The 13,354-nt window shown below is 47.4% G+C and carries 13 protein-coding genes, 2 rRNA genes and 1 riboswitch; of the genes, 8 read left to right on the forward strand and 7 right to left on the reverse strand.

Annotated elements, in window-relative coordinates:
* From CXK86_RS23100 to CXK86_RS23120, 5 genes are all read left to right on the forward strand, one after another.
* Nucleotides 1–110, forward strand: a 23S ribosomal RNA gene (locus CXK86_RS23100); the annotation flags it as partial.
* Nucleotides 111–189: 79 nt separating this feature from the next.
* A 5S ribosomal RNA gene (rrf, locus tag CXK86_RS23105) occupies nucleotides 190–306 on the forward strand.
* A 185-nt stretch (nucleotides 307–491) separates the two neighbouring features.
* Nucleotides 492–1,115, forward strand: coding sequence for a deoxynucleoside kinase (locus tag CXK86_RS23110; protein WP_076253494.1), 624 nt, complete (start codon nucleotides 492–494; stop codon nucleotides 1,113–1,115).
* Nucleotides 1,112–1,768 carry a deoxynucleoside kinase gene (locus tag CXK86_RS23115; RefSeq protein WP_101314590.1) on the forward strand — a complete coding sequence of 219 codons (657 nt, stop codon included), beginning with the start codon at nucleotides 1,112–1,114 and terminating at the stop codon, nucleotides 1,766–1,768. The genes CXK86_RS23110 and CXK86_RS23115 overlap by 4 nt, the downstream gene beginning before the upstream one ends.
* Before the next feature lie 325 nt (nucleotides 1,769–2,093).
* Nucleotides 2,094–2,576 carry a hypothetical protein gene (locus CXK86_RS23120; protein ID WP_053061447.1) on the forward strand — a complete coding sequence of 161 codons (483 nt, stop codon included), beginning with the start codon at nucleotides 2,094–2,096 and terminating at the stop codon, nucleotides 2,574–2,576.
* A gap of 561 nt (nucleotides 2,577–3,137) precedes the next feature.
* On the opposite strand, the gene CXK86_RS23125 is transcribed toward CXK86_RS23120, so the two are convergent.
* From CXK86_RS23125 to thiM, 4 genes are all read right to left on the reverse strand, one after another.
* A complete protein-coding gene (locus CXK86_RS23125; RefSeq protein WP_101314591.1) occupies nucleotides 3,138–3,881 on the reverse strand; it encodes a MerR family transcriptional regulator in 744 nt (247 codons plus the stop codon).
* Between the two features lie 504 nt (nucleotides 3,882–4,385).
* Complete coding sequence (gene thiE / locus CXK86_RS23130) at nucleotides 4,386–5,051, reverse strand: thiamine phosphate synthase (protein WP_101314592.1); 666 nt, start codon at nucleotides 5,049–5,051, stop codon at nucleotides 4,386–4,388.
* Nucleotides 5,051–5,863, reverse strand: a complete 813-nt coding sequence (gene thiD, locus CXK86_RS23135; protein ID WP_101314593.1) for a bifunctional hydroxymethylpyrimidine kinase/phosphomethylpyrimidine kinase — start codon at nucleotides 5,861–5,863, stop codon at nucleotides 5,051–5,053. The genes thiE and thiD overlap by 1 nt, the downstream gene beginning before the upstream one ends.
* Complete coding sequence (thiM, locus tag CXK86_RS23140; RefSeq protein WP_036672665.1) at nucleotides 5,860–6,672, reverse strand: hydroxyethylthiazole kinase; 813 nt, start codon at nucleotides 6,670–6,672, stop codon at nucleotides 5,860–5,862. The genes thiD and thiM overlap by 4 nt, the downstream gene beginning before the upstream one ends.
* A gap of 629 nt (nucleotides 6,673–7,301) precedes the next feature.
* Here thiM and CXK86_RS23145 point away from each other — a divergent pair.
* Both CXK86_RS23145 and CXK86_RS23150 read left to right on the forward strand, forming a co-directional pair.
* Nucleotides 7,302–7,619 carry a transposase gene (locus tag CXK86_RS23145; RefSeq protein WP_036673079.1) on the forward strand — a complete coding sequence of 106 codons (318 nt, stop codon included), beginning with the start codon at nucleotides 7,302–7,304 and terminating at the stop codon, nucleotides 7,617–7,619.
* 11 nt (nucleotides 7,620–7,630) lie between these two features.
* The gene (locus CXK86_RS23150) at nucleotides 7,631–8,494 is read left to right on the forward strand and encodes an IS3 family transposase (protein ID WP_144029829.1); all 864 of its coding nucleotides are present in this window, start codon (nucleotides 7,631–7,633) and stop codon (nucleotides 8,492–8,494) included.
* Between the two features lie 391 nt (nucleotides 8,495–8,885).
* Here CXK86_RS23150 and CXK86_RS23155 read toward each other — a convergent pair whose 3' ends face one another.
* The 3 genes from CXK86_RS23155 to CXK86_RS23165 form a co-directional block, all read right to left on the reverse strand.
* Nucleotides 8,886–9,959, reverse strand: a complete 1,074-nt coding sequence (locus tag CXK86_RS23155; protein WP_101314595.1) for an ABC transporter substrate-binding protein — start codon at nucleotides 9,957–9,959, stop codon at nucleotides 8,886–8,888.
* A gap of 167 nt (nucleotides 9,960–10,126) precedes the next feature.
* The gene (locus CXK86_RS23160) at nucleotides 10,127–10,957 is read right to left on the reverse strand and encodes an ABC transporter permease (protein WP_101314596.1); all 831 of its coding nucleotides are present in this window, start codon (nucleotides 10,955–10,957) and stop codon (nucleotides 10,127–10,129) included.
* A complete protein-coding gene (locus CXK86_RS23165) occupies nucleotides 10,944–11,711 on the reverse strand; it encodes an ABC transporter ATP-binding protein (RefSeq protein WP_101314597.1) in 768 nt (255 codons plus the stop codon). Before CXK86_RS23165 ends, CXK86_RS23160 begins: the two co-directional genes overlap by 14 nt.
* Before the next feature lie 157 nt (nucleotides 11,712–11,868).
* Nucleotides 11,869–11,971, reverse strand: a riboswitch (TPP riboswitch).
* 217 nt (nucleotides 11,972–12,188) lie between these two features.
* On the opposite strand from CXK86_RS23165, the gene CXK86_RS23170 reads away from it, so the two are divergent.
* On the forward strand, nucleotides 12,189–13,064 hold the full coding sequence (locus CXK86_RS23170; RefSeq protein WP_101314598.1) for a radical SAM/SPASM domain-containing protein: 876 nt from the start codon (nucleotides 12,189–12,191) through the stop codon (nucleotides 13,062–13,064).
* Nucleotides 13,065–13,354: the final 290 nt, after the last annotated feature.

Consider the following 13,354-nt stretch of genomic DNA (forward strand, 5'->3'; position numbering starts at 1 on the left):
GATTTCCCAGTATGTAAGACCCCTTGAAGACGACGAGGTAGATAGGCTGGGGGTGGAAGTGCAGCAATGCATGGAGCTGACCAGTACTAATCGGTCGAGGGCTTATCCAATAGCAAGTGATAATTCGTATGTTTCGTTTCGAATCTAGTTTTCAGAGAACGATCTCTGAAATGTAAGCTAAGCTATGCGTTTGGTGGCGATGGCGGAGGGGTTCCACACGTACCCATCCCGAACACGACCGTTAAGCCCTCTAGCGCCGATGGTACTTGGACCGCAGGGTCCTGGGAGAGTAGGACGCCGCCAAGCAACAGGAAGACACACTTGATGATATCGAGTGTGTCTTTTTTATTTTAATGTAATTCAATAGTTGTGATTTGACTTGTTATATACATAAAATACTGGCGTTCCAATCCTTAAAGCTGTGATACAATAGGTGAGGTCTATATAGAAAACGGAAACACGCATAAGTACGAGGAGGAACAGTGAACACGATGAAATCAGCCCCGTTTATTGCCGTGGAAGGTCCAATCGGAGCGGGGAAAACAACGCTGGCAACGATGCTTTCCCATGAATTGAATCTTCCGTTAGTTAAAGAAATCGTAGAAGAGAATCCATTTCTGGCTTCCTTTTATCAGGATATCGACGAGTGGAGTTTCCAATTGGAAATGTTTTTTCTGTGTAATCGGTTTAAACAACTGGAAGACACGGGCGTTCATTATGTAGAGCAGAATACCCCAGTCATTTCAGACTATCATATCTATAAAAATATGATTTTTGCCGATCGTACCTTAAAGGGAACGAAACGGGATAAATATCGTCAAATCTATCATCTGTTAACAGATGATCTGCCAAAGCCCAACCTGGTGCTCTATATTGAAGCTGAACTCGATACGTTGATGTACCGCATTAACAAGCGTGGACGCTCATTTGAGCAGGATATGGACCCGGCATATATGGAACAACTGATCGCCGATTACAAAACAGGCATGGACTATCTGGCAAATAGCTCAAATCCGCCAGTAATCATTAAGGTCAATGCAGAGCAACTCGACTTTGTGGAACATCCTGAACACTTCAGGCAAATTGTTAATCAGGTAAAGGAGTATATCATATGAATAACTATGGCATTCCAACGAATGCATTAATTACGGTAGCAGGTACGGTTGGAGTGGGTAAATCCACGTTAACGGCTGCGCTTGCACAGCGTTTGGATTTCAAGACTTCTCTGGAACAAGTTGATCATAATCCATATTTGGAGAAGTTCTATCATGACTTCGAGCGTTGGAGCTTCCATCTGCAGATTTATTTCCTGGCAGAGCGCTTCAAGGAACAGAAAAAGATTTTTGAACTAGGTGGGGGATTCGTACAGGATCGTTCCATCTATGAAGATACGGGCATTTTTGCACAAATGCATGCAGATCAAGGAACCATGTCTGCTACAGATTTCGAGACATACAGCAGTTTGTTTGAAGCGATGGTAATGACACCATATTTCCCACATCCAGACGTGCTGATCTATCTGGAAGGCAGTCTGCCTTCGATTTTAAACCGAATTACTGAACGTGGACGCGAGATGGAAATCCAAACGGACCGTTCGTACTGGGAGCACATGCACGAGCGCTATTCCGTGTGGATTGATCAGTTTACAGCTTGCCCTGTGCTGCGTCTGAACATTGATGAGTATGATGTGCATGATCCGGCATCGGTGGATGCCATTTTGGCACAGATTGCAGCTGTCATTCAGCCTTCCAAGGAAGTGCAAAGGTAAGATAGAGAGAGGTTTTCAATGTAGTTTTCTCGGTTACATTGGTTATATCTATGATACAGATATGGACAACATCCCTTCTACGGCTATTATGCTGTTGGAGGGGTGTTTTTTTATGTGCCAAGGGAATAATTATGAGAGGTTTGTGGACAAAACTAAAATGATATTCGAGCGAATAAGGAAATAGATGCTTAATATATCTTTTCTATTATGTAAATACATGGCACCAAAAGTAGAAAAATGTTGAATAATAAGTCTTTTTGTGGTTTCATAGGAAAGGTGAATTCTGGAAAAGAAGCATATGCATGACTCAGGAGGGAAAGACAACGTGGAAGAGAAACAAGGAGTTAAAATCGGTATGCCGATCATTGGTGGCTTAATTGCAGCCATTCTGGGAGGCATCGTATGGGCAGCTATTGCTGCAATGACCGATTATGAGGTGGGATTAATTGCGATTCTGATTGGAGCGCTCACTGGTTACGCAGTTGTGTTGTTCTCCAATAAACAAATTGCGACGGTACATAAGATTATTGCCGTACTGTTTGCACTTGTCGGCATTTTGTTGGGGAAATATCTGACGGTGGTTTATTTTACTTCCGAACTGTTTGGTGATGTAGGCGTGATGGAACTTGTGTTTGATAGCGAGATGATCAGTGCGTTTGTGGAAACCTTCCAGGAGTACTTCAGTCAACCGATTGATTTGTTATTCATCGTGCTTGCGATTGTGTCTGCATGGCAGATTCCTGGCCGGATGGCGAGAACCAGTCTAGCTACGGATGCATCTTCATCGGATCACGCGCCAAGAGCTTAATCGGATAGACGGTGGACGCTTGGTTGCAAAATGAAGAACGTTTGACAGAAGAAACTTAATGCTCATCATCCTAAGCACTTATGAAGTTATATCGAAGGACTGGGAGCAGAAGAAAAACGTAGTAAAGAGCAATCTACTTTGAAAGATATTTATAAAGTACTCAGAGTGAGCAGCAGTTAGGCATGTTCACATTGCGGCTGAGTTACTTGCATACATAAAAGGGACGATACGCCTGAGAGGGCGGACGTCCCTTTTGTGTGTACACTGGGCAGTAGGCGGGATATCCGCTCATAATGGCTGTAGTAACTCGGATCGATCCAATTTATTTACAACGTAACCCTAGTATATATTCAGCATTTTCAAAAGGTAATTACAAGAAGGACGGTCACCACAGGAGGAAGGTTCAAATGTCCTGATGTCATGTACAGCGATAAAGCTGATAACGAGAGATTACTTTTATCACTACGGACAGAGGTTTAATTTCCAGACTATCGTTTACAGTACACATCTGACGACAATGAGAGTTGAATAATACTGTATGTGGTTGAAGACTGGGCTATATTATTTGTTTTGGTCAGCAAATACAGCCATAGCATCTCTCATAAATACTGCCAAACCATCGCCAAACTGATCAATATTACGCGTGAAGCGTTCATCGTCCACGTACATCTGACCAAGTCCTCTAAAGGCTTCAGGTGAGTAGCTTCCCATTTGGTTTAGCCAAGTGAACCACTCTTTGATGCCTGCCTGTGCCTCCTCAGATGCTGGTTCTATGTGACGAAGTGAAGCCAGATGTTTGTAGATTTCGTTCATTTGATCGGATAGAGCCTTCTGATCTGTGGTTGATTTACTGTGCAGCTTCTGATTTGCGTGATCGACGGCATGGTCTCCCCAACGTTCCCGCGCTTCTTGTTCATACGGATTCTGGCTAAAATCAAATCCTTCGAATTGTTCTTTGGCTGTCATTTTAATTTCTCCTCTCACGTGTAAAACCGTTCTATCAATGGTAGCAATCATCTGGTCCAAGCGTTGGCGCTTCTCCAGCAGTATAAGTCGATGCATTTTAAGTGCTTCTTCCGGATTGAAGGAGGGGTTGGTTATAATGTTTTTGATCTCCTTCAGAGAGAAGTCGAGTTCCTTGAAAAACAATATTTGCTGCAACCGTTCCAGGTTGGCATCTGAATATAATCGATATCCGGCAGAAGTTACTTCGTCCGGTGTTAACAATCCGATCTCATCATAGTGATGCAGTGTGCGCACACTGATCGAGGCAAGTTCGGCAACTTCTTTTACCTTCATGGCCATGTGTGAAACCTCCTTACAACACCGATTGTACAGTGTCACGTTACGTGAGAGTCAACCGTTGAAAATGAAAAAACAAGATGCGAGCATGGAAGCTGCATCTTGATCATGGATTGGTGAATAGATGTGAATATATAATTTGAACTAAAGATTATTTATACTGACACTACGATGACAGAATAATCTTCCAATCGCTGTTATCCCCAGATTTTTTCGCTTCCCCTTTCTCAAGGGAAAATCCGGGGATAAAGGCGAACGCTTCGCTTTTTCAGGTTTTTTCTGTCCTCTCCGTTATCGTGTAAATGATTAGTTCAACTTATATAGATTATTGTATCATCCAGTCACTGCAGGGGGGAGCGGATGCGCTTCTATGTCGAAGACATGGGTTGCTGCCGCGCCGCGGGGGTGTTTTGAGGCTCCTCTGTTATGGAGAGGAGCGTGAGCAGTTGTGGGCTGCACCATGTATGCGGTGCAGTCCACGGAGTTAGCAGTGCAGGGAGAGCAGGGCTACGCCTGCATCCCGCGCACTGCCGCAGCGAACTGCGCAGCCGCTGCGCGCACGTCGGCCGCGCCCGCGATGGCGGAGATGACGGCTACGCCGTCGGCTCCAGCCGCCATCACGGCGGCCGTGGTATCGGGCGTAATGCCGCCGATACCCACAATCGGAACTGCGATGCCTGCGGCGCGCAGTTCCGCCACCCCTGCGGGGCCCAGCACAGCGTGGGCATCCGCTTTGGAGCGCGTCGGATACATGGGCCCGACGCCAAGGTAGTCGGCGCCCGCCTGCACGGCACGGCGCGCCTCTTCCACAGAGTGGGCGGATACGCCAAGCATCCGCCCATCTCCAATGCGGGCGCGTACTAGCACCGCGTCCGCATCTTCCTGGCCGACATGCATGCCGTCGGCCTCCACCGCTACAGCCAGCTCCACATCATCGTTCACGATGAACGGGACCCCGTGCTGGCTGCACACCTCGCGAAGCCGCATTGCAAGCGTGATGCAAGCTTCGCCGACCAGGGCGCCAGTTCCCTTTTCACGGAACTGGAACAGCGTAATGCCGCCAGCAATGGCCTGGCGCAGCACTTCCACAGGGTCTTGCTTTGTATTGACGCTGCCCATCACTAAATATACCTGCATCGCGCGTCGTACCGCTTCTGCATCCCAAGGGCGCATCACTGCTCACCCCGCTGTCTGCGCTGATACGCAAAATGATTTGTCGGCCCATGTCCGGCCCCAATCCCCAGCTCATCTTCGATGGCTGCCTGAATGAATGCTCGCGCGGTCGTAACGGCAGCCAGAACAGGTGAACCCTTGGCTAACTCTGCGGTGATGGCAGCAGAGTATGTGCACCCCGTTCCGTGTGTATGACGGGTTACCACACGAACATTCTCCAGATAATGAAAAGACTGCCCATCGTAGAGCACATCCACGATCATGCCACTTCCTTCATCATGACCACCTTTGACCAAAGCATACGTTGAGCCCATCTGTACAATCCGTCTTGCGGCTTCTTCCCGCTGGCTCAGATTGGTGATAGACATCCCGGTAAGCAGTTCCGCTTCCGGAATATTGGGTGTTGTGATCAGGGCATGGGGCAACAGATCCGTAACCAACGCCTGTACAGCTTCCTGCTGGAGAAGGGGGGCGCCACCTTTGGCTACCATCACAGGGTCGATGACCAGATTAGCCCAACGGTATTGCTGCCATTTCTCAGCGACTAGACGAATAATCTCGGCACTATATAACATGCCGGTCTTCGTTGCGGTTGGTTGAAAGTCTTCGCCGGTCGAGTCCAATTGCTGGGCAATGCCATCGTAAGGGATGGGAAAAACGCCCTGCACACCAGTTGTATTTTGGGCAGCAATAGCGGTGATAACGGTCATGCCGTATACACCAAGTTCTTGGAATGTTTTCAGATCGGCCTGAATGCCTGCGCCGCCCCCGTTATCGGAGCCTGCAATGGTTAGCGCTTGAGCAATACTCATACTGCACCTCCACGGATCTGACGGATCTGTGCGCGTTCTGCCAAGAGGTCTGGTGTTACTTGTGCCAGTTGATTCAACAATTCAATCTGGAAGCTACCCGGCCCCTGATGAGCTGTCCGCTCTGCCGCCAGTTCAGCTGCTACACCATAAAACGCTAGCGCTTCAACAACACTGCCTAGAAGATCGGCTCCTGATTCCGCTATGGCTGTAAAAGCGCCAATCACTGAACTGAGCAGACAGCCAGCACCTGTGACCTGAGTGAGCAGGGCATGACCATTACTCGTGAGGAATGTGGATTGTCCATCAGTAATAATATCTTCTTTTCCGGTAATGACCACGACACAGCCAAGTTTATGCGCTGCCCGCTCCGCAATGCCGATTCGGTCGCCCTCACCTGATCCTGCGTCCACACCTTTAATACTCCAACTCTCACCGATGACATTAGCGACCTCTGCCACATTGCCGCGCAGTACCGTGAGACGAAGTTCACGAATGAGCATCTGCACGGTTTCCGTGCGATAGGTGGTTGCGCCAGCTCCAACCGGATCAAGCACCACAGGCACGTGATGCGCATTAGCCGATTGGCCTGCCAGACGGATTGCCTGAACGACTTTGTCATCGAGTGTACCGATGTTGAGTACCACGGCTCCTGACATCTTGGCGACATCAGCGACCTCTTCATGAGCATAGGCCATAAAAGGGGACGCACCGAGTGCAAGCAGACCATTGGCTGTGAAGGGAGCCACGACAAGGTTAGTGATATTGTGTACCAGCGGATTTTGCGTACGAACACGTTCCAGATAAGACATATAATTTCCTCCTTGTTTTGAAGTAACCCGATCGGCGGAAGTCCGATATCTGGAGTCACTCAACAGAATAATTGGATATGAGTTCCCTTGTTGAGTTGGGGCGCAGAGTCTAACAACAGCCAGATGCATTAATGCGGGAAAAGCAGAAACGTAAAATCTAAATCAATTTCATAACTCACTAAAATGGATTTTTGGAACTGGATATAGACAAATTGAATCATTCTGATCGATATCTAGCGAAACAGTAAAAAACGAAACGATACAAAATACAGAAAGTGAACCCAGGGTATTTCTCCAAACTCAGGCAAGCAATACTGTGATGGATGTTAGCATCCAACCAGTGTCTTGAAGTCCAGGCTGGTCGATACCCAACTGATTGGGGCACGATCGATCGGGGCACGACTGGTCAGACGATGTTTCTAAAGAACACAGGACGTCTTATTTGGCTGTCAGGTCCTCCTTTTGAAATGTAAGGAACATCAGACACGTTATTCCCAGAATCTCCTGACCAAAACGCTGCAAACAGCTATTTATTCTGATATAACATGTTTCAGGTTCTTTGGAGCTAGAATAAAAAGTGGACACCCGTTAACGGACGGAAGGATAATAAGACTAACGGAGGTGTCCATATGGGAGAACAGCGGCAACGATATAACGAAGAATTCAAGAAACAAACGGTCAAATTCATTCAAGAGCAGACGAAGACACTTGGAGATTTGGCAGAAGAACTCAACATTCCAAAAAGTACGTTGCACCAATGGATGAGTAAGTACCGCGAACTAAAACATGAGCCTGTTGCCAGCGTAGATCGAGTGAAGGAACTGGAAGCAGAGCTTCAAGAGATGCGCCGGTTGCTTCAAGAGAAAGAGCACACGCTTGCGGATACACAAGAAGAACTGGCGATTGTAAAAAAAGCAGTGCACATCTTCAGCAAACCAAAGAGCTAAGATTTCAGTTTGTGGAAGACCATCGCTCCGAGTTTTCTTTGGAGAAGATGTGCAGTACCTTTCAAGTATCACGGAGCGGATATTACAAATGGCGGATGGACCGAACCGGCATGCGGCAGAACCGTAAAGACGAGGTCATGAAGCGTATTCGGTATCATTTTTACGACCACCAGATGCGGTGTGGAAGCCCTAAAATTACGTATCTGCTCCATTTAGAAGGGTTGCGAATCTCTTCCCGTACCGTCAGTATATACATGCGTCAAATGAATCTACGTTCTGTAGTCATGCCCAAATATCGCGTTCAGACGACGGATTCCAAACACGACCATCCCCTTGCGCCCAATACGCTGAATCAGCAATTTAAAACGTCCAAACCGAATACGGTATGGGTTACCGACATCACCTACATTCCTTGCCGAGGAGGTCGTCTATATCTCGCCAGTGTTCTGGATTTGTGCACACGTGAAATTGTAGGTTGGCGTCTATATAACCATATGGAAACCAGTTTGGTGATGGGTGCACTGGAGGAAGCTTACAAGGCCAAACGCCCCGCTCCGGGATTACTCCATCACTCGGATCGCGGCTCTCAATACACGTCAAAAGAATACGTGGAGCAACTAAAATCATACGGAATGGAATCAAGCATGAGCCGCCGAGGAAACTGTTATGATAACGCCTGTATTGAGTCATGGCACAGTATTTTAAAGAAGGAACTCATTTACTGCAACCCTCGTTTTAAGACGCCGGAAGAGGCTTATACTGCCATCTACCAGTACATCGAGTTCTATTACAACCGCAAGCGAATGCATGGCGCGCTAGGGTATCTTTCCCCTGCTCGTTTTGCGATGAAATTTACGGACAAATCCGCAGCGTAGTGTCTACTTTTTTGACATAGGTCCACTTTAGATTTCTGCAACCGCTCCAAATCCCTGAATAGGACGCCTCAGATTCGTTAGCGGTCGTAGCATGCTCTGTTTCGATCAAGTTAAGGAGCGTTTCAGCTCCCAGTAAGCTTGAAGATAAGCGCTAATTACATTACCAAATACATATCAACAAGCCACCCAAACGCATATCAATCTGCCCAGATGCACATCAAGCCAGTCAAACGCATATCAATCTACCCAATTGCACATCAAGCCACTTAGGATTATTATAAATTCTGATCCTCCGATGCTTGCTTCAGGCCAATTCCATTCCACAAACCTATATGCATCCGATCCTCACGTTCTTGCTAACTTTTCCTTTATTCGCGTTGCTCTCCTTTATTTACTCTCCTTGCAGAGTAATAAAAGCATCCTCGGCTTTCACCGATTCAGGAATCAAATCCTGTTCAACGAGCCATGCACGTACATTTTCCCACGATTCCATTTCCTGCCGACCAAATGGTTGGCCTTCTTCATTCATGAGTGGTAGCAGAATTGCCAGGCTTTTGGTTTCGATCTCCGGGTCAAGCGGTGATGTTTCATTCTCATGAGCGAGCAGAATACTCAAGGCTTCTTCTGGATGCTCAGTCACATATTTCTGTCCTTCCTGGACCGCTTTGACGAACCGGGTAACTTGGTCTTTTTTTGCTTCAATGCCAGCTTCACTTGCAGTCAGGACCAATTCATAATAATCAGGCACACCATAATCGACGGGGTTAATCGATTTCATGGCATGTCCTTCTTTCTCCAAAATCAATTGTTCATGGTTAATAAAACCACCCATAATCGCATCCGCTTGTCCGGAAGCCAGCGAAGGAATCAGATCGAACCCAACGTCGACCAGATTTATGTTGTCGGGATTGCCGCCATCCTTACTGATCATCGTGCGTACCATCGCTTCGTACAGAGGAATGGAGGAATAACCAACAGTCTTTTCTTCAAGATCTTTGGGTGAACTTACGTTGCCATTCGCTTCGGTCAACAGATGCACTAGGGGGTGGCGAACAACAGCAGCAATGGAACGTACAGGAATGTTCTCGCCACGCGCGAGTAAGATTTGGGGCTGGTAGCTTAAGGCCAGATCAATTTTTCCGGCAGCAACAAGTTTGAGCGAATCATTGGTATCCGCAGGCATCTGAATATCGACATCCAGATCTTGGTCTGCAAAGTATCCTTTTTCCTGAGCCACATAGATGAAGGAGTGTACTGCATTCGGGTACCAGTCGAGCATGATAGACAGTTTATCTTTGGTGTCTGATGCTGGTTCGGTTGCAGACGGATCTGTTTGCTGTGTATTGGTTGCCGAATCTGTTGTTGGCGTATTTTGGCTAGTGTCTGTGGTGCTGCATCCGCTAACGATCAGCAAAAGGCTAATGAGTATGATGGGAAGCAGGGAGTATATACCTTTGTTATTCATAAATGAAGTTCCTCATTTCATCGTTTTGATTTGTAGAAAATGGGCAACAGCATGTTAACGATAATGTGACAATGAACTGATTGAAGATGTTGCTGAAATTGTGCATAAGATATGTTTTGTTTTGAAGAATGTAACTCTTGTATTTACATCAAATTTCTATCTAAGTATTATCCAACTTTTCTGTTGCCTCCATGACGATGACGCCGTATGCTAAACCGTTTCTCCAGCCAGGCAATCAGTACAAACAAAACGATCCCAAGCAGGGATAACAGCACAATAGCGGCAAACATCGCATCCGTGTTCATGTTGCTGGACATGCGGCGGCTGAAGTATCCGAGACCTTTGCTGCCACCGAGCCATTCGCCAATCGTTGCCCCAACCACGCAGTACACCACAGACATCTTTAGCCCGGAGAAAAAAGAAGGAAGTGCCAGCGGAACCTGGAGTTTGCAAAAAATATCCCACTTGCTGGCGCCCATGGTGAGCAGCAGTTCACGCTGCTCTGGATCGCCTTGGCGGAGTCCATCGTAGGTACTGACCACAATGGGAAAGAATGCGATTAAGAACACCACGGCGACTTTGCTCCACAACGTGTAACCAAACCACAGGATAAATACGGGGGACAAGGCAATCAGCGGGATGGTCTGACTGATCACGATGAAGGGATACAAGGCTTTTTCAATCGATCGGTTCATATGCATGCCTGTTGCTAGCGTAATTCCAGTCACTATGGACAAGACAAAACCAACAACAACCTCCATAAAGGTAGCAGGCAAATGGATGGTCAACAGCAGACGACGATGCTCAACCAGTGAGCCTATGATGGCCGTGGGTGCAGGAATGATGAAGGAGGGCACCCATCCCATACGCACGATCACTTCCCAGATCGCCAGTAATAAGAACATGAGCATAATAAACAAACCATATTGGGAAAACGACCTAGAGAGCCACTTCGAACACCACGCCCAGACGCTGACCTCAGCTCTATCGCTTTGCATGCAATTGTTCCTCCAGTTGTTGTCTCATCTGCACGAGAGCCGGTTCGTAGATCATGTTCGAATGCCTTGGGCGTGGTAAAGGAACCGTCATCTCACGCAACTGCTGACCTTGCCCCCCTGGAGTTAACAGAATGATACGGTCACTTAACAGCAGGGCTTCTTCGATGTCATGTGTAATGAACAGCACGGTTTGGCCAATGCCCTCCCAAAGCTCCAGCAACCAGCGATGCATTTCTCGTTTGGTTAAGGCGTCGAGTGCACCGAAGGGTTCATCCAGCAACATGAGCTGCCCGCCTGTAAGCAAGGTACGAAGAAATGCCACCCGCTGCCGCATGCCGCCGGATAACTCATCCGGGTAGGCCTGTTCATAACCCGACAGGCCGAACCTTGCCAACCCAGCTAGGATGTTTGCCCGTAACTTGTCCTTGTCTTGTCGGCCTGGTGCCAGCTCGGCAGGCACCATGCAGTTCTCCATGACGGTACGCCAGGATAACAGCAGATCTTTCTGCGGCATATAGGCGACTCGTCCGAGTCGTTGTCCTTGCGGTACATCAGCTATATCGATGATGCCAACGGTTGGCTCATGCAAGCCTGCGAGCAGCTTGAAGAGCGTGCTTTTACCTGATCCGCTGGAGCCGATGAGCGAGACAAATTCTCCTTGTTGAACCTGAAGCGACACATTGGAGAGCACAGGGGAATCCTTTTTTCCGGGAAAAGCAAAGCTTACGTTGTGAATGGTTACATGGTTATCCATCTGATCCTCCCCCCCTTGATGTCAGACTGCTGGAATAACAACGGCATCCTGTCTCTGCAAAAGAAACAAAAAAGACCCACCCATTTCCGGAGAAATGAGTGGGTCTGTAAGTTAAATCCGCAATTTATCTTCACATACATGAAAAAAATCCGCTTACTAAAAGGCCGCTCCACTTCCCTCCGCTGGTATGATCCAGATCAGGTTCAAAGGGTCCGAATAGTCATATTCGTCTCAGCCGCAAGGCTCCCCTAGTGCAAAAGTTCAAGATATGCAGTTGTGTGTTCAGCATATATCACTTGAACATGAACTGTAAAGAGGCAGCATGATGGATTTCTTGAGATGAGCGTGGAGTCAGACCGGAACAACTGAACAATTTACCTGGGCTCCCTAACCCGATATAATAGTGGTGGCGCATATTGGCCGGATCACAAATGCAGGCGGGATTGTTCTCCCTCCGAAGCAGAATGGGGACCCGAGTTGAAAACGTTCAAAAAAGTATATATTGAGATCACGAGTATCTGCAATCTGACATGCAGCTTCTGTCCGCAGACACAGCGTGCCAAAGGATTCATTGACCCTGAAGTCTTCAACAATATACTGGATCAAGTTAAACCACACACCAATCATATTTATCTACATGTCAAAGGCGAACCCTTGTTGCATCCCAAAATAGATCTGTTGCTCGATTCCGCACATGAAAAGGGACTCAAGGTGAACATTACAACGAATGGTACACTGCTGCCCAAGACTCAGCATAAATTGCTTGGCAAACCGGCGCTGCGGCAGATGAATTTCTCCCTGCACAGCTTCGATGGGCATGAAGGTTCAACAGATCGTGACGGATACCTGCGTCATATTTTGTCCTTTGTACACGAGGCCGTTAAGCACAATGTCATCATCTCATTCCGACTTTGGAATCTGACGCAGGATAACTTCACAAATGCTCAGATGAATCGAAATCGGGAGACCCTTGAAGTATTGGAACGTGAGTTCAATCTGGACTTCCGCATTGAGGAAAAAGTAGTTCCAGGCAGCGGGGTCAAAATTGCCCCGAATGTATACCTGAATCAGGACCATGAGTTCCAGTGGCCAAGTCTGGATGCACCTGAAGATGACGGCAAAGGCTTCTGCCATGCATTGCGTGGTCAGGCAGCTGTGCTTGTAGATGGAACGGTGGTTCCATGCTGTCTCGATGGCGAGGGTGTCATTAACCTCGGTAATGTGCACGAGAAGTCATTCTCGGAGATTATTGAGGGAGAGCGAGCGAACAATCTGGTATATGGCTTCTCCAAGCGGGAAGCTGTGGAAGAGTTGTGTAGAAAGTGCGGTTATCGTCAGAGATTCGGAGCCTGATATCATATATCAGCAAACCGGAAGCCATTCAAGATCACACATTTGGAGACAAATGCAGTGGTCTTTCTTTGTTATCGGGGATTAAGTGAGGGGTATATACGTTACAAATGAGCATACCTGAGGTTGATATCAGCATATTGCTTGAGGGACCTGATATGCAAAAAATGCCGATATGACAGGGATTGTGCGTTGTCATGATATATCTGATCTAATGATTATTCTAGTTACCTTCCTTATTTGGTAGGATTAGGTTGTAGATCGAACAGAGGTGCACCTCTGACGATCTTTCA

Origin of the sequence: Paenibacillus sp. BGI2013 (genome assembly GCF_002843485.1) — a bacterium.
Lineage (GTDB): Bacteria > Bacillota > Bacilli > Paenibacillales > Paenibacillaceae > Paenibacillus > Paenibacillus amylolyticus.

Bases quoted from the DNA above. Each gene is read 5' to 3' on its own strand.
- CXK86_RS23115 (WP_101314590.1), top strand. From the start codon at position 1,112: ATGAATAACTATGGCATTCCAACGAATGCATTAATTACGGTAGCAGGT.
- CXK86_RS23160 (WP_101314596.1), bottom strand. From the start codon at position 10,957: ATGCAAAGCGATAGAGCTGAGGTCAGCGTCTGGGCGTGGTGTTCGAAG.
- CXK86_RS23165 (WP_101314597.1), bottom strand. From the start codon at position 11,711: ATGGATAACCATGTAACCATTCACAACGTAAGCTTTGCTTTTCCCGGA.
- thiM (WP_036672665.1), bottom strand. From the start codon at position 6,672: ATGTCTTATCTGGAACGTGTTCGTACGCAAAATCCGCTGGTACACAAT.
- CXK86_RS23145 (WP_036673079.1), top strand. From the start codon at position 7,302: ATGGGAGAACAGCGGCAACGATATAACGAAGAATTCAAGAAACAAACG.
- thiD (WP_101314593.1), bottom strand. From the start codon at position 5,863: ATGAGTATTGCTCAAGCGCTAACCATTGCAGGCTCCGATAACGGGGGC.
- CXK86_RS23125 (WP_101314591.1), bottom strand. From the start codon at position 3,881: ATGGCCATGAAGGTAAAAGAAGTTGCCGAACTTGCCTCGATCAGTGTG.
- CXK86_RS23155 (WP_101314595.1), bottom strand. From the start codon at position 9,959: ATGAATAACAAAGGTATATACTCCCTGCTTCCCATCATACTCATTAGC.
- thiE (WP_101314592.1), bottom strand. From the start codon at position 5,051: ATGCGCCCTTGGGATGCAGAAGCGGTACGACGCGCGATGCAGGTATAT.
- CXK86_RS23110 (WP_076253494.1), top strand. From the start codon at position 492: ATGAAATCAGCCCCGTTTATTGCCGTGGAAGGTCCAATCGGAGCGGGG.